We start from the raw sequence: 16202 nt of genomic DNA, 5'->3' as shown, positions 1-16202 counted from the left end.
TTTCCTTTTTCAATTGCCTTTTCAACTAAATCGTTAGTTGTAACTACTTCAGCATATGTTGAAAGAAGTTTTTGATACATTGTTATATCATTGCTATTAAAGTCTTGTGTCTTACTTTGCTCTTTACCTATAAATAATTTAGTTGTTACTTCATATTTCGGCTTAATCACAAAGAAACTAACTAGCGCAGCTATTATTGTAAAAGCTAAAGTAATTGAAATTATGATTTTGTATCTTTTCTTTAGCGCATCTAATATCTCGCTAATGTTTATGTATTCCTCGTTCATTCATTTTCCCCCATCTTTTTAATTTTTTATTTATATATTATTTTTTTACATACCCTAAAATTATAGCATAAAATTTATATATTTTTTTTAAAGTTTTTATTTTATTGTTTTCTTCAAAATTTATTTACATACTTGATATAAATTTCACACATTTCACTAAATAATTTTATTTATAGACATTCCCTTCGTATATATTACTACATATTTGTACAATCGTTAACTAAATTCATTTTACAAATTACGCATGTGCATCCTATTTTTTTATAAAATAATTTTAATTAAATTAAAATTATTTCAGATGTTACAAATCTTTTATAATTTCTTTTTTAAGATTAAATTATTTTCAATAAGAAAACTTTTTCATTAATTATTTAATATCGTATTTTATATTAATTTTTCGTAATAAAGATAATAAATTAAATAAAAAAACTATCATGATAAAATTTAAAATCATTTCATCATGATAGTTTTATATAATTTTTTAATTATTGAAATACATATCTATCTCATCTAATATTTTTGCACATGCATTTCCATCTCCATATGGATTTGTAGCATGAGCCATTTTCTCATAAGCTTCTTTATCTGTTAAAAGCTTTTTAGCTTCATTATATATGTTTTCTGTTTCTATTCCTGCAAGTTTTATAGTTCCAGCTTCTACTGCTTCTGGTCTTTCTGTTTCTGTTCTAAGAACCATAACTGGCTTTCCAAGAGTTGGTGCTTCTTCTTGTATTCCACCTGAATCTGTCATTATAAGCTTAACTCTTGACATAAGATTTGCAAATTCAACATATTCTAAAGGTTCTATAAGATGAACTCTTCCATTGTATTTATCAAAATAGCTATGTGCAAGTTCTCTTATTGAAGGATTTTTATGCATTGGGAATATTACTTGAACTTTTTCGTTATCTTCAATTAGCTTTACCATAGCTTTGAAGATATTTTCCATTGGCTCTCCCCAATTTTCTCTTCTATGAGTAGTTAATAATATTACATCTTTATCTTTATAATCTATATCATTTAGTATTTCTTGTTCAAAGATTAAGTTTTCATCTATTACACTTAAAAGTGCATCTATTACTGTATTTCCTGTTACAAATATGCTTTCAGGTTTTACACCTTCTTTTAAAAGATTTGCTCTATTTGTTTCTGTTGGTGAAAAATGCATTGCTGCAATACTTCCAGTTAGCTTTCTATTTGCTTCTTCTGGGAATGGTGAATACATATCATATGTTCTAAGTCCTGCTTCAACGTGTCCTACTGGCACTTTATTATAAAATGCTGCAAGTGCTGAATTTAATGTTGTTGAAGTATCTCCATGAACTAAAACTATATCAGGATTGCATTTTTTTATTACTTCATCTATTCCTTTTAATACCTTAGTTGATATGTCTATTATTGTTTGACCGTGTGCCATTATATCTAAGTCATAATCTGGTTTTACATCAAATATTTCAAGCACAGTATCTAGCATATCTCTGTGTTGTGCTGTATTACAAACTATTGATTCAAATCTTTCATCTCTTTCAAGTGCCTTAACTAATGGACACATCTTTATACCTTCTGGTCTTGTTCCAAAGACTGATAATACTTTTATGGGTTTCATATAACTTACCACCTTATCAAATTACTCTAAATTAATTATCTGACTTACCTACATCTGATAATATAATTCCCTCGTTATGATCTAATGCCCATGATATTCCCCACGTATTTTGGAAAATAAGAAGATTTCTGTCTTTTAAATCTTTAACCTTCTTAGTATCTGATGTAAGATTTAACTTATCTACATCAATATTTCCATCATTTTCAATCCATCTTACGAATCTATATGGAAGTCTTTCCATCTTTATATCAACGTTGTATTCATTTTTTAATCTGTATTCTAAAACTTCAAATTGAAGTACCCCTACAACACCAACTATGATTTCTTCCATACCAATGTGTAATTCTTTAAATACTTGGATTGCCCCTTCTTGTGCTATTTGAGTAACCCCTTTTACAAATTGTTTTCTCTTCATTGTATCAACTGGTCTAACTCTTGCATAATGTTCTGGTGCAAAGGCTGGTATTCCTTCAAATGTGAATTTCTTTGATGGTGTACATATAGTATCTCCAATTGAAAATACACCTGGATCAAATACCCCAATTATATCTCCAGCATAAGCTTCTTCAACAATTTCTCTATCTTGAGCCATGAATTGTTGTGGTTCTGAAAGCTTAATCTTTTTGCCTTGTTGCATGTGATAGTAGTCTTTACCTTTTTCAAATTTACCTGAGCAAATTCTCATAAATGCTATTCTATCTCTATGTGCCTTGTTCATATTTGCTTGTATCTTAAATACAAATGCTGAGAAGTTTTCATCAAATGGATCTATTTCTCCTATAGATGAATTTCTTCCAAGTGGTGATGTTGTCATTTCTAAGAAATGTTCTAAGAAAGGTTCAACACCAAAGTTTGTAAGAGCTGACCCAAAGAATACTGGAGTTAATTGTCCATCTCTTACTTTTTCTATGTCAAATTCATCTCCTGCGATATCTAAAAGCTCTATATCTTCCATTAGCTTTTCATGAAGAGCTTCCCCTAAAATTTCTTTAAACTTAGGATCATCTACATCTCCATCTATAGCATTAACTTCTTTTTGTCCGTGTTCTCCACCTGTAAATGCTATAATTCTCTTGTTATCTCTTTCATATACACCTTTAAATTCCTTACCTGAACCTATTGGCCAATTCATTGGATATGTTTTAATTCCAAGTTCACTTTCAATGTCTTCAAGTAATTGGAATGGGTCTTTAGCTTCTCTATCCATCTTATTTACAAAAGTAAATATTGGCATTTCTCTAAGTGAACATACATGGAAAAGCTTCTTTGTTTGTTCTTCGACACCCTTAGCTGCGTCAACTACCATTACTGCTGAGTCTGCTGCCATAAGTGTTCTATATGTATCTTCTGAGAAGTCTTGGTGACCTGGAGTATCTAATATGTTTATGCAATGTCCATCATAGTTAAATTGCATAACTGATGAAGTAACTGAGATCCCTCTTTGTTTTTCTATTTCCATCCAGTCAGAAACTGCGTGCTTTGATGCTTTTCTAGCCTTAACTGAACCTGCAAGTCTTATAGCTCCTCCGTATAATAAGAATTTTTCTGTTAATGTTGTCTTACCTGCATCTGGGTGAGAAATTATTGCAAAGGTTCTTCTTTTTTCTATTTCTTTTCTTAAATCAGACAAAGATTTTCAACTCCTTAATTTATGTTAAATCTATATTTTTTCAAATTTTAAATCTATTCTTGATTATAACATAGTATTTAGTAATATGTATATAATGTAATGTAACAATACATATGTATAATTTATATCTACATTATATAAAAAGCATCTAAATTTTCTCTTAAATTTAGATGCCCATTTTTGCTTTTTAATATTTTATTCTTGTAATACTGCAGCCTTAATTTCTATATCTTCTAATCCAACAATCTCAAGTATTTTATCTGATCTTTCTTTTGTTGAACCTGTTATAACTTCAAACTTAACATTTTCAGCTTCTAAGAAACTTAAGATTGCTTTATCTATTGATTTTGCTAAATTCTCATCTTGCCATCTAACTCCATCTTTTTCATAACCAAATTCTCTTGGTACAAAGAATATGTAGTCATACTTTGGTAAGTCTCTTAATGCTAACATATATAAATCTTTAAGTATTTCTATTTCTTTTTTAGTTCTTTTTTTGTCGCCTAACATAAATCTACCATATATGAAAGGAACAAATGTTGCATAATCTGTTATTGCATAATCGAACTCACTTAAGGCAGCTTCTAATTGAGCTTGTCCTAAATATATACCATATTGTTCTGCAATACTTTCTATCATGCCCTTGTCTCTTAAGTAATCAGTACTATATTCTGTTGCAACTCCAACATTTAAATCTCTTATTTTTAAATCAACATAAAGTTGTTGTATTAACGTTGTTTTCCCACATCTTGGACCACCTAAGATTGCTATTCTTACTGGCATATAATCTCCCCTTCAAATCCATTGCACTACTTTACTTAAGCATAAATAATACTATTTCCGTGCAACTTATTTAATAAAAACAAACCTATTATATCAACTTAAACGACAATTTTCAATAAAATTCGAAACTCTAAAGTTTATATCTAGTTAGCCTTATTATCTTGTTTTGGAGTTTTCTTAATAACAAATATTGCTAAAATTAATGATACTAAAGTAAGAACTGCTGATGAAGCAAATGCAACATTCATTCCATGCACTTGTGCATCAATAGGATTTGTCATTCCTGAATTTGCAGCTGCCTTAGTCATTACTGTTACAAGTATTGCTGTACCAATTGAACCTGCAACTTGTCTCATTGTATTGTTTACAGCTGTTCCGTGTGGTAAATCTTCTTTGCTTAATGTATTTAATCCTGATGTAGTTAAAGGCATCATAAACATTGACATACCAAAAAGACGAATTGAATATGCAAGTGTTACAAATTCAATCTTTGTATCTGGACCTAAAAATGATAATCCAAATGTACCAGCTGTTAAGCAGACTAGCCCAATAATTGAAAGTAATCTTGCTCCAAATTTATCAAATAGCTTACCTGTTATAGGGTTCATTATACCCATTATTATAGCACCTGGCATAAGCATAAGTCCTGAATCAAATGCTGAATAACCTCTTGCTGTTTGTATATACATAGGTAATATTAATTCTGCTGAAACAAGTCCTGCGTATGCTATCATTATTATTATTGTTGCATATGTAAATGTACTGCTTTTAAATACTCTTATATTTAACATTGGTTTTTCACTTCTAAGTTGCTTAAAGCTAAATATTATAAGTGATATTACACCAACTATTAATGGTACTAGTACCTTTGGTTCTAACCATCCATCACTACCTGCATTACTAAATCCAAATAATAATCCGCCAAAACCTAATGTAGATGTAATTACTGAAATTATGTCTAGTTTTATCTTCTTTGATTCTTTTACATTTTTAAGTGCAAAGAATGCAAATATTAAATCAATAATACATATAGGTGCTATTAAATGGAATAAATCTCTCCAAGGATGGCTATCTATAATAACTCCTGCAAGTGTTGGACCTATTGCTGGTGCAAAGGCAATTATTATACCAACAACCCCCATAGCAAATCCTCTTTTTTCTTTTGGATATATAACTAAAAATACTGTTTGCATTAATGGCATTATTATACCAGCACCTGCTGCTTGTAAAACTCTAGCTACAATCAATACTTCAAAACTATTTGCAAATCCAGCAATTATCGTACCTACAGTGAATAGTCCCATTTATGCAAAAAATAATTTTCTTGTTGAAAATCTATCGATAAGATACGCTGTACATGGTATCATTATTCCACTAACTAACATAAAAGCTGTTGTAAGCCATTGACCTGTTGTTGCAGAAATATGTAAATCTTTCATAATGGTTGGAAGTGCTGTTGTGATAAGCGTACCATTTAAAAACGATAAAAAACCACCTATTAAAAATACTGCTGATATCAGTATAGGATTGTACTTCTTATTTTCTTCTGCCATCAAAATCTTTCCTTTCGTATTATTTTTAAATATAAAATATATTCTTATAATTAAAATCAATTAATTAAGTAACTAGCAAATATTATATTCTTATAACTAATTATTATCAATTAATTAGCCATCTAATTAAAATTAAATTAATATTCTTATTATTTAATTTATAATATTTACATCTTGTATAATCTAAGAAGTTTAATTTTATTTTTGATATTTTTAAGAATTTATTTTAGATTATAATTTAAATTCAATGTATTAATCTAATAAAATTACAGAAACTATTTTTGTCGGAGGTGAAAAAGTTGGGTAAACATATTAATAATATAAATAACAAATATGATCACTTATATAATAAAGTAAATAAAGATTATAAAGGCGTATATCTCCCTAATGAAAGAGATGACTATCATCCAAATGATGAAAATCTTATAAGCACTGCTCCAAATGGTGATGTCACACCTCTTCCTAACCCTGCAACTGACCCTATAGTTTGTAATAATATTGCATGGCTTGAATTTGATTATACTCAAAGTATGGCTGATGAAATGAAAAATATTGAAGATGTAAAAGGAAAACATAAAGATATACAAGATAAAAAAACAAGATAAAATAGTTTAAATTCTTGTATAAACTAAAATAATCAAAAATTTTGCGTCAAAAAAATAAGATACTCAAAGTTAACTTTGAGTATCTTATTTTATATATTATGTTTAAAAGACTATCTTGTTTCTAAGAATGCTACTAAATTATTTACTGTAGCCATGTCTGATCTTTCTAAATCTGTTGGTTGTAATTTAATGCCAAGCTTTTCTTCAATTTGTAATAATACTTCTATTATTGCAAGTGAATCTAAAAGACCAGCTTCAAATAAATCAAAATCTAAATCATCTCTTAATTCGTCACAACCTGTTACTTCTTCAAAAATTTCTATCACTTGTTCTTGCATATTATATTCTCCCTTTCTTAAATTTCTAAAAACTTAATCTTAAAATCATTTTTAATCTATAAGCTTATTTTATCATACTTCTACATTAAAATTATATTAAATTTATATTACAATATTTTCTTATTTTACTATTGCAAAATATCCAGAGAATATTAATAATCCAAATCCTGCTATATGCCATGTAATGAATATTTGTAAGTATTCAAACCATTTTTCTTTTTTATGAGCTTTATAGAATTTTGACTTCTTTTGATATATATCTGTAAGAACTAATACTAACCCTTGATATATACCATATACTATATAATACCAAGTTAGTCCATGCCAAAATCCCATAGTTATCATAGTTATCATCTGAGCAACATGAGATGCTGTAGCTCTATTTTTAAATCTCTTTTTTCTTATGGAACTTATTATAAATCTTGAGAATATATAATCTCCAAACCATCTTGAAAGTGATATGTGCCATCTAGTCCAGAATTCTTTCATATCCTTACTCTTAAATGGTTGATTAAAGTTATCTGGTGCTTTTATACCAAATATATAACTTGTACCTACTGCAAATAAACTATATCCTGCAAAGTCAAAAAATAGGTATAATGTATAAGCTATCATATATTGATATGCATTACCAAAAGTTAAATGATTTGTTGATATTTTAGTAAACCACATTGTATTTATTAAAAATGCTATTACAAACTTATATAAAATTCCTAAAAATATCTTTGTTATACCTGGGACTAAATAGCTATCTACATATTCTGATTTTGAAATTTCTTGTTCTAAATCTTTTTCGAATCTTCTTGATCTATCTATTGGTCCTGAACTTAATGTTGGGAAAAATAAAACAAAATATAAAAATGTAGATAATTTAATTTCTTTTATTGCTCCATCATATATTTCAATTACCATTTGAATAGTTCTAAAGTTTAAATATGATATACCTATAAATCCTATTACTGTCATATTTGCACTTGGAAGCATTTTATTAAAATATGGTGATATTTTATTAAGTATTATAGGTAACATTGAAGCAAATAAGAAAATTCTATAAACTATAACACTTTCAGTTTTTCTTCTAATAAATAAATACCCATATACAACTATCAATTCCCATATTATAAATGCACATAAGAATTCTAATTGCACATTAATTCCAACTATAAGAAATATCATAAATATAGTTGCAAGCATTCCATATATCTTTATCTTCTTACCACATAAACCTAAAATTATAGCAGGAATAGCAGTTAACAATAATATGTATAGATATAAATAATCTCCATACTGTGAAAAACCCATTATAATTCCTCCATAAGTTTCTTTCTATCAATTTTACCATTTATGTTAGTTGGGAACTCTTCTATTATCTTTATATTTCTTGGAACCATGTAGTTTGGAATGAATTTTTCTAAATCCTTCTTAATTCTTATTCCATTTTTTAAGTTACTAAGTTCATTCTTTTCTTCTAATTGAACAATTCCTTGTAAATATGCTATCTTTTCATCCTTATATACTGGAAGTACAACAGCATTTTTTACATTTTCAACTTTTCTTAAGTTGTTTTCTATATCTTCTATTTCAATTCTAAAACCATTAAGCTTTATTTGGAAATCCTTTCTTCCACAGTAGTATATCTTATCTCCTACTAAGTAAGCCATATCTCCTGTTTTATAAGCTCTATGCTTTTCTCCATTAAATTCATCATAATAGAAAACTTCATTTGTCTTTTGCTCATTTTTGAAATAACCCTTTGATACTGACTTACCGATTATAGCTATTTCACCTTTTTCTCCGTCAGCAACATCTTTTCCATTTTCATCTATTATTCTAATTTTTGTTGTATCCATAACAACACCAACTGGAAGGCTCTTTGAATCTTCAATCATTTCAGAAGTTACATCATTTGCACTTATTGCAACTGTTGCTTCTGTTGGTCCATATCCATTTATTATTCTAGTTTTAGGGAATCTTTCCATAAGTTCTTTTGCTAGATTCTTTGGAAGAACTTCACCTATGAAAATCATTGATTCTAATTTAGGTAACATTTTTTCATTAAATGTATCTTCTGTTATACATACTCCTGCAAATGATGGTGTTGATACCCATATTGCCATATCAGAAGAAGCAAATTGTCTAAATAACTCTTTATAATCTGCTAAAGTTTTCTTTGAAAGTGAGAACAATGTTGCACCATGAGTTAAACCTGGATATATTGTTGTTACTGAAAGGTCAAATGAATATGCTGCTTGATTCATTATAACTTTTTCACTACCATCAATATTTAAGTAATCACTAATCCATTCAACAAAGTTATCTAAGTTATTGCTACTTATTTGAACTCCTTTTGGCTTTCCTGTACTTCCTGATGTAAATAATATGTAGGCATTTTCATCTTCTTTAACCCATGAATCTTCTTTTATTACTTCATCTTTATTATCTAGAATTATTTTTTCTAATTCATCTTTATTTATTACTTTTACATCTTCTCCAAAAACATCTTTATTATAATCACTAAAATTAAAAAGTATTTTTGGCTTAACTTCTTCAGTTACGTTTGAAACTCTGTCTAATGGAAAGCTTATATCTAAAGGAACATAAGCTCTACCTGATTTTAATGCTCCTATCATACATGCCATTATTAAATTATCTTTATTTCCATATATAACTATAGGAGTGTTATCATTGTGTATTTCTTTTAAATAAGCTCCTATGCTTTCTGAAAATCTATCTAAATCTTTATATGATAGTTCTTCTCCATCACATTTTAAAGCTATTCTATCTGTGCTTGCATACTTTTTAATACCTTTAATTATTTCCATATTAATAGCCTCCTTATAATTAGAATTCATTATAAATAAATGGTATTTGTTTAAATGGTGTGAATGCAACTATTAATATAGCTACTATTATAATCAAAGTAATTATTATACTACTTATTAAATACTTTTCCTTCATCGTATTGTTCGTAGAGTTTTTTGCTGACATCTAACCATCCTCTCGTTCCTAAATGCATAACATCTCTTAAATAATAATCTTCATCTTCTTTATCTCTTAAGTCCATAACTTTAAATCCGTCTTTTTTAGCTAAATTGCCTATAGTATCATAGAATTCAATTCTTTCATTTTTATCTATTCCAGTATAATCGTAATACCAAGGACTAACTGGCATTATAACTACAGTTAAATCAGCTTTATTTTCTTTAGCTATCTTTAAGAAATATTTATAATCATCCATTTCTTTAGATTCTAATAAATTAACATTTGCATATTTATCCTTTAACTTTTCTAAATTAGGTTTTAAAGTTTTATTATAATACTTTTTATCATATTTATGTGGAGTATCTCCTACTCTCTTTTTAGCATCTTTTAATGCTAACTTTTCTTCTGCTTCCCAATCAATTGGTTTCTTTAATTTTTCACTTTTTTTAGTTTTATCTTTAAGTTTCTTTAATCTGTTATATAAAAGTCCTTTTTCTTTTAAAATAACTTCTTTTTCTCTTAGCTTAAAGTAAGGCCATAAAGCTATTTTTTCAGCTTTGCCAATAAATGAATCATTATTATATAGCATTGCATAAAGTCTTTCACTCTTATATTCGTCACTACCTTTTAAAAGTTCTGAAACTCTATTTACTAGCTCTATCTTACTTTCCTTTGATATGTTAGGATTGTTCAAAAATGCATAAAATTGAACTGGAGAAAATCTACTTTGGAAATCTTTTGGTGAAATTCCATCCTTATGTACAAACCATTGTAAAGAAACAAGTAGTACAACCTTTTTATCTTTTACACTAGATCCAGTACTTCCTAATGTAATTGCATCTTGTAATTCTTCTGTAAGCGGTCTACCTATTGTAAATACCTTATCCTTACTTCTATTAGTATTAAAGTATCTAGTAGGATGCTGTTTTGTTGCATGCCTTAACTCTGAAGACCCAAGCATCATTATTGCATCTTGTGATAAAAATTCCTTATTTATAATTACACCCTTATCTTTTACATCTGATGCATATTGTCCCATAAGAGGTACTAAGTTTTTTTCTTGCATTAATTTATTATTTGCATTATCTAAAAGCTTGTCTAACCCAAAAGCAAACAATACCCCTATTATTATTGGTATTATAAAATATAATAATTTTTTCATACCTTGCTCCTCTCTTAAAGTTACGTAAAGTATCTAAATAATAAATTCTAAATGAAATATTATTACTATTTTAAACAATATTCAATTACATTAATTTAATTATTTTTAATAAATTGTGAATAACTTCTTAACTACTTCTTAAATTATATATACATAATTATAATAAATCAACTTATATTGCTACTTTGCAAAGCTTTTTCATTATTATTTTTGATAACATAATTAACTAACTATTCATTTTTATCGTAACCTATATCTGTAAATTTTAGAATGCAAATATATAATTAAAGGCAATTTGAATATTTTTAAATATTCAAATTGCCTCTATTAAAGTAAAATTGTGTATTTTAAATTTTAATTACATTGCTTTTATATTTCTGCTAGCTATTACATCTATACCTGTTCCTAGCACATCTTTAATAATTATATCGCCCATTTTTATTGGAGCCTTTACCTCTACTTTATTTATAAGTTTCATACATTCAAAATTTAAAGGTTTAGGGATTGCACCATTTGTTTTTACTGGTATTACTGGTAGCTCTCCTCCATCTACTTTTACTGTTGAAGTAACAATTCTAACTGGATTTGTAACTTCATTTAATCCATATATCTCTCCTCTTTTACAGCTATTTCCTGTTACTGTTTTATTATCTACATCTACTTGTAAATGGCATCCTCTTGGACAACTTATACAAATCAATTCTTTAACCATATTCTATACACCGTCCTATACATTGTTTATATTAACTATACTTATTCGTTTTAAATTAAATACACCAAAATATTATTCTAAAGAAATTGTTAAATCGCCCTTAACTCCTTCTAAAAGCTTCTTAGGTAAAATTATCTTTTCCATTTCTGATGGTGCAAGATGTTGTCTTTTAAATGAAGCTATTTCTCTGTCTCCTTCTCTAACTACTAAAGCCTTATCATGATAAATATTATTTACTCTCATAAATACAGTCATGCTTCCATCTATTGCATCAACATTAACTCTTTGAGGAACAGTATAATTTACATTTTGACCATTTATTATCTTTATATCATTTCCTTTATTAAGTTCATTTTTTATATATTTAGCTGCTGATTTTCCAGCATGTTTTGATTCTTGAGTAACAAAGTCAACTAAGTCATGAACATGTACTACGTTACCGCAAGCAAATATACCATCAACTGATGTTTCCATGCTTTCTGATACTACTAGTCCATTTGTTCTTCTGTCTTTTTCTATTCCAGCTTTTGTTGATAACTCATTTTCTGGAATTAATCCAACTGAAAGAAGTAATGTATCTACATCAAATTCTTTTTCTGTTCCTTTAATTGGTCTTTTATTTTCATCAACTTCAGCTATAACAACCTTTTCTAATCTTTCTTTACCTACTATATCAACTACTGTATGTGATAAGAATAGAGGTATATCATAATCTTTAAGACATTGAACTATATTTCTATTTAATCCATTTGAATATGGCATAAGTTCTACAACACCTTCAACCTTCGCTCCTTCAAGTGTCATTCTTCTTGCCATTATAAGTCCTATATCACCAGATCCTAAGATAAGAACTTTTTTACCTGGCATATATCCTTCCATATTTATATATCTTTGAGCAGCCCCTGCTGTAAATACTCCTGAAGGTCTATCACCTGGAATATTTATTGCTCCTCTTGTTCTTTCTCTACATCCCATTGCAAGAATTATCGCTTTTCCTTTTAAAGTAATATATCCTTCTTCTGGATTTATAGCATGTACAGTTTTATTCTTGTCTATATCAAGCACCATTGTTCCAAGCTTAACTTCTACATCTGTATCTTCTAACATATTTATAAATCTTTGTGCATATTCAGGACCTGTTAATTCTTCTTTAAAGGTATGAAGTCCAAATCCATTATGAATACATTGATTTAAGATACCACCTAATTCATTATCTCTTTCTATAATTAAAATCTTTTTTACTCCATCATTATAAGCTTCATAAGCTGCTGCAAGTCCTGCTGGACCTCCTCCAACTACTATTAAATCGTACATAGCTACCCCTCCTACTTTGTTTTTCCTACTAATATATATGAACCATCTTTTTCTTGATAGATATCTTCCATATTAATTTCTAATTCTCTTGCTATTATTTCTTGTACTTTTGGTCCACAGAAACCACCTTGACATCTTCCCATTCCTGGTCTACATCTTCTTTTAACGCCATCTAATGTTATGCTTCCAAAACTTCTCTTTATAGCGTCAACTATCTCTCCTTCTGTTATGCTTTCGCATCTACAAATTATTCTTCCGTATCTTGGATCTTTTTCAATTATTTTAGCCTTATCTTCTGCTGAAAGTTCCATAAATACTATTTCTTCTCTTCTACCATCGAAGTTTTTGTTTTCTTTTAAATCTAAACCACAGTTTCTTAATATATTAACTACATCTTCTGCAATTGCTGGTGCTGATGAAAGTCCTGGTGATTTAATTCCAGCAACATCTATGAAGTTTTTAACATCTTTAGCTTCTTCAACTATGAAATCTCCTGTGTCTGGAGTAGCTCTAAGTCCTGCAAAGTTTCTTATTGATTCTCTAAAATTAATCTTATCAGTTGTTTTAGTTGCAGTATTTCTAATGTATTCTAATCTATCGCCTTTAGTCTTAGTATCTTCTTTATCTTCTATGTCCTCTGCATCTGGTCCAACTAATAAGTTTCCATGAACTGTTGGAGTTACTAATATACCTTTACCAAGTTTTGTTGGAGCTTGGAATAATGTATGATTTACTAGCTCTCCTTGACTTTTATCCATTACGAAATATTCGCCTTTTCTTGGAATAATTTTAAAGCTTTCCTTTGCAATCAAATTATGTATTTCATCAGCATGTACACCAGCTGCATTTATTACATATTTTGCTTCAATTACTTTTCCATCTTCTGAAGTAATTTCGAAGATATCGTTTACTTTTTCTATGTTTTTAACTTCAGTTTTTAATTCAAGCTTACCACCATTTTTAATACCATTTTCCATTAATGCTATTGTGTATTCATATGGTCCAACAATACCTCCTGTTGGTGCGTGTAATGCTCCAACTACATTTTCTTTTATATTTGGTTCCATTTCTAACACTTGTTCTTTGTTTAGTATTTCTAATCCCTTAACTCCGATTTTAGTTCCATTTTCATATAAATCTTTTATATGTTCCATTTCATCTTCTGAGAAAGCTAATACTAATGATCCATTTCTCTTAAATGGTACGCTTAGTTCTTTGCAAAGGTCTTCAAACATTTCATTTCCTCTTACATTGTACTTAGCCATTAAAGTACCAATCTTAGGATCATACCCTGCATGAACAATAGCTGAATTTGCTTTTGATGTTCCCATTGCTACATCATTTTCTTTTTCTAATACTACTACCTTTAAATCATATTTTGTAAGTTCTCTAAATATTGAAGCTCCTATAACTCCTGCTCCTATAATTGCAACATCATACATACTAAATCCTCCTAAAATTATAAAATCTCATTATTAAATAATTTTTATTAACTTAGCGATAGCGACTTCTCTAAGTACATTTTTCCTTAAATGCTTGTCCATACAATCTACACTTAAGATAAATTTGGTTTTGACTTAAAACATAACAAAAAAAGCCAAGCAAAAACTAAAGATTATTCATCCTTAATTTATGTGCTTGACTCTGATTCTCTTAACACCTGTATTTTGTTATATTCTTATTATATCATTTTCTGTAAAACTTGTAAATACTTTTCAGAAAAAAATTATTGTTCTTCCCAACCTTTTACTCTTTCGATTGCTTTTTTCCAACCTGAATATAATTTTTCTCTTTTTTCATTATCAAATTTTGGTTTGAAAGTTTCAGCTACATACCATGACTTAGCTATTTCATCTTTATCTTTCCAATAGCCAACTGCAAGTCCTGCTAAATAAGCTGCTCCAAGAGCTGTTGTTTCTGTTATTATTGGTTTTGTAACTTGTTTATTAGTTATATCTGATTGGAATTGCATTAAGAATTCATTCTTACTTGCTCCTCCATCAACTTTTATATCATCTATTTTATATCCTGCATCTTCTTCCATAGCATCTAATACATCCTTTGATTGATATGCTATAGACTCAAGTGCTGCTCTAATTATATGATTTCTATTTGATCCTCTAGTTAAGCCAAATATAGCTCCTCTAGCATACATGTCCCAATGAGGTGCTCCAAGTCCAACAAATGCCGGTACTACATATACTCCACCATTATCGCTAACTTTCTTTGCAAAATATTCAGTATCTTGTGCATCATTCACAAGCATTAGTTCATCTCTAATCCATTGTATTACTGCTCCTCCAACAAATACTGAACCTTCTAACGCGTATTGTACTTTTCCATTAAGTCCAATTGCTATTGTAGTTAAAAGTCCATTTTTACTTTCAACTTTTTCATCTCCAGTATTCATAAGTAAGAAACATCCTGTTCCATAAGTATTTTTTACTGAGCCTTTTGTAAAACAAGCTTGTCCAAATAGTGCAGCCTGTTGGTCTCCAGCGATACCAGCTATAGGAACTCTAATTCCTCCCTTTCCTCCAAGATTTGTATAACCATAAACCTTAGAAGAATCTTTAACTTCTGGTAGCATTGATTTTGGTATATCTAAAATTTCTAATATTTTATCATCCCATTGTAATGTATTTATGTTGTATAACATTGTTCTTGAAGCATTTGTATAATCTGTTATATGAACCTTACCACCAGTAAGCTTCCAAACAAGCCATGTATCAACGGTTCCAAATAAAAGATCTCCTTTTTGAGCTTTTTCTCTTGCACCTTCAATATTATCTAAAATCCATTTTATTTTAGTTGCTGAAAAATATGCATCTAAAACAAGCCCCGTAGTTTGTTTTATATAATCTTTTAAACCCATCTTTTCTAGTTCATCACAAATTGAAGCAGTTCTTCTACATTGCCAAACAATCGCATTATATATTGGTTCTCCTGTATTCTTATCCCAAACAATAGTAGTTTCCCTTTGATTCGTGATACCTATTGCAGCTATTTCTTCTTGAGTTATATTTGATTTTGCCATAACTTCTTGAAGCACACCATATTGAGTTGCCCAAATTTCCATTGGATTATGCTCAACCCAACCTTCTTTTGGATAAATTTGTGTTATTTCTTTTTGACTAATTCCTAATATATTTTGTTCATTATCAAAAATAATTGCCCTTGAACTTGTTGTTCCTTGATCTAAAGCTATAATATATTTCCTCATTCTACAC

At 28.7% G+C, this 16202-nt stretch carries 13 protein-coding genes and 1 pseudogene; 1 reads left to right on the top strand and 13 read right to left on the bottom strand.

Translation table 11 applies throughout. The features are described from left to right. The 5 genes and pseudogenes from SPJ33_RS06670 to SPJ33_RS06650 form a co-directional block, all read right to left on the bottom strand. The coding region (locus SPJ33_RS06670) for a YveK family protein (protein ID WP_321117187.1) at nt 1–287 on the bottom strand (287 nt) is incomplete at its 3' end. Nucleotides 288–768: 481 nt separating this feature from the next. Then, entirely contained in the window at nt 769–1893 is a 1125-nt protein-coding gene (wecB, locus tag SPJ33_RS06665; RefSeq protein WP_321117186.1) for a non-hydrolyzing UDP-N-acetylglucosamine 2-epimerase, read from the bottom strand. Between the two features lie 31 nt (nt 1894–1924). Next, nucleotides 1925–3523 carry a peptide chain release factor 3 gene (locus SPJ33_RS06660; protein WP_321117185.1) on the bottom strand — a complete coding sequence of 533 codons (1599 nt, stop codon included), beginning with the start codon at nt 3521–3523 and terminating at the stop codon, nt 1925–1927. A gap of 195 nt (nt 3524–3718) precedes the next feature. Next, on the bottom strand, nt 3719–4306 hold the full coding sequence (locus tag SPJ33_RS06655) for an ATP-binding protein (RefSeq protein WP_321117184.1): 588 nt from the start codon (nt 4304–4306) through the stop codon (nt 3719–3721). Nucleotides 4307–4449: 143 nt separating this feature from the next. After that, nucleotides 4450–5859 (bottom strand): annotated as a pseudogene (locus SPJ33_RS06650) (MDR family MFS transporter). A 299-nt stretch (nt 5860–6158) separates the two neighbouring features. On the opposite strand from SPJ33_RS06650, the gene SPJ33_RS06645 reads away from it, so the two are divergent. Further along, nucleotides 6159–6464 carry a hypothetical protein gene (locus tag SPJ33_RS06645; protein WP_321117183.1) on the top strand — a complete coding sequence of 102 codons (306 nt, stop codon included), beginning with the start codon at nt 6159–6161 and terminating at the stop codon, nt 6462–6464. A gap of 110 nt (nt 6465–6574) precedes the next feature. On the opposite strand, the gene dltC is transcribed toward SPJ33_RS06645, so the two are convergent. The 8 genes from dltC to glpK form a co-directional block, all read right to left on the bottom strand. Next, entirely contained in the window at nt 6575–6802 is a 228-nt protein-coding gene (gene dltC, locus SPJ33_RS06640; protein ID WP_321117182.1) for a D-alanine--poly(phosphoribitol) ligase subunit DltC, read from the bottom strand. Nucleotides 6803–6922: 120 nt separating this feature from the next. Further along, nucleotides 6923–8104, bottom strand: a complete 1182-nt coding sequence (gene dltB / locus SPJ33_RS06635) for a D-alanyl-lipoteichoic acid biosynthesis protein DltB (protein WP_321117181.1) — start codon at nt 8102–8104, stop codon at nt 6923–6925. Beyond that, complete coding sequence (gene dltA, locus SPJ33_RS06630; protein ID WP_321117180.1) at nt 8104–9624, bottom strand: D-alanine--poly(phosphoribitol) ligase subunit DltA; 1521 nt, start codon at nt 9622–9624, stop codon at nt 8104–8106. Before dltA ends, dltB begins: the two co-directional genes overlap by 1 nt. Nucleotides 9625–9734: 110 nt before the next feature. Continuing rightward, nucleotides 9735–10946 (bottom strand): D-alanyl-lipoteichoic acid biosynthesis protein DltD, encoded by a 1212-nt coding sequence (gene dltD, locus SPJ33_RS06625; RefSeq protein WP_321117179.1) that lies wholly within the window; start codon nt 10944–10946, stop codon nt 9735–9737. Nucleotides 10947–11304: 358 nt separating this feature from the next. Continuing rightward, complete coding sequence (locus tag SPJ33_RS06620) at nt 11305–11658, bottom strand: DUF1667 domain-containing protein (RefSeq protein ID WP_321117178.1); 354 nt, start codon at nt 11656–11658, stop codon at nt 11305–11307. Between the two features lie 72 nt (nt 11659–11730). Further along, nucleotides 11731–12972 carry an NAD(P)/FAD-dependent oxidoreductase gene (locus SPJ33_RS06615; protein WP_321117177.1) on the bottom strand — a complete coding sequence of 414 codons (1242 nt, stop codon included), beginning with the start codon at nt 12970–12972 and terminating at the stop codon, nt 11731–11733. Nucleotides 12973–12983: 11 nt separating this feature from the next. Beyond that, nucleotides 12984–14414 (bottom strand): NAD(P)/FAD-dependent oxidoreductase, encoded by a 1431-nt coding sequence (locus SPJ33_RS06610; RefSeq protein WP_321117176.1) that lies wholly within the window; start codon nt 14412–14414, stop codon nt 12984–12986. A 284-nt stretch (nt 14415–14698) separates the two neighbouring features. Next, nucleotides 14699–16195 (bottom strand): glycerol kinase GlpK, encoded by a 1497-nt coding sequence (glpK, locus tag SPJ33_RS06605; RefSeq protein WP_321117188.1) that lies wholly within the window; start codon nt 16193–16195, stop codon nt 14699–14701. Nucleotides 16196–16202: the final 7 nt, after the last annotated feature.

The sequence above is a fragment of the Clostridium sp. genome (assembly GCF_034179595.1).
Taxonomy (GTDB): domain Bacteria; phylum Bacillota; class Clostridia; order Clostridiales; family Clostridiaceae; genus Clostridium.
The sequence above is the reverse complement of the archived record's forward strand: the minus strand, read 5'-3'. Positions and strand labels throughout refer to the sequence as shown.

What these genes read in the sequence shown, in the direction of transcription:
- wecB (WP_321117186.1), bottom strand. Translation starts at nt 1,893, where the DNA reads ATGAAACCCATAAAAGTATTATCAGTCTTTGGAACAAGACCAGAAGGT.
- dltD (WP_321117179.1), bottom strand. Translation starts at nt 10,946, where the DNA reads ATGAAAAAATTATTATATTTTATAATACCAATAATAATAGGGGTATTG.
- dltC (WP_321117182.1), bottom strand. Translation starts at nt 6,802, where the DNA reads ATGCAAGAACAAGTGATAGAAATTTTTGAAGAAGTAACAGGTTGTGAC.
- SPJ33_RS06655 (WP_321117184.1), bottom strand. Translation starts at nt 4,306, where the DNA reads ATGCCAGTAAGAATAGCAATCTTAGGTGGTCCAAGATGTGGGAAAACA.
- SPJ33_RS06610 (WP_321117176.1), bottom strand. Translation starts at nt 14,414, where the DNA reads ATGTATGATGTTGCAATTATAGGAGCAGGAGTTATAGGAGCTTCAATA.
- SPJ33_RS06615 (WP_321117177.1), bottom strand. Translation starts at nt 12,972, where the DNA reads ATGTACGATTTAATAGTAGTTGGAGGAGGTCCAGCAGGACTTGCAGCA.
- dltA (WP_321117180.1), bottom strand. Translation starts at nt 9,624, where the DNA reads ATGGAAATAATTAAAGGTATTAAAAAGTATGCAAGCACAGATAGAATA.
- SPJ33_RS06620 (WP_321117178.1), bottom strand. Translation starts at nt 11,658, where the DNA reads ATGGTTAAAGAATTGATTTGTATAAGTTGTCCAAGAGGATGCCATTTA.
- glpK (WP_321117188.1), bottom strand. Translation starts at nt 16,195, where the DNA reads ATGAGGAAATATATTATAGCTTTAGATCAAGGAACAACAAGTTCAAGG.
- dltB (WP_321117181.1), bottom strand. Translation starts at nt 8,104, where the DNA reads ATGGGTTTTTCACAGTATGGAGATTATTTATATCTATACATATTATTG.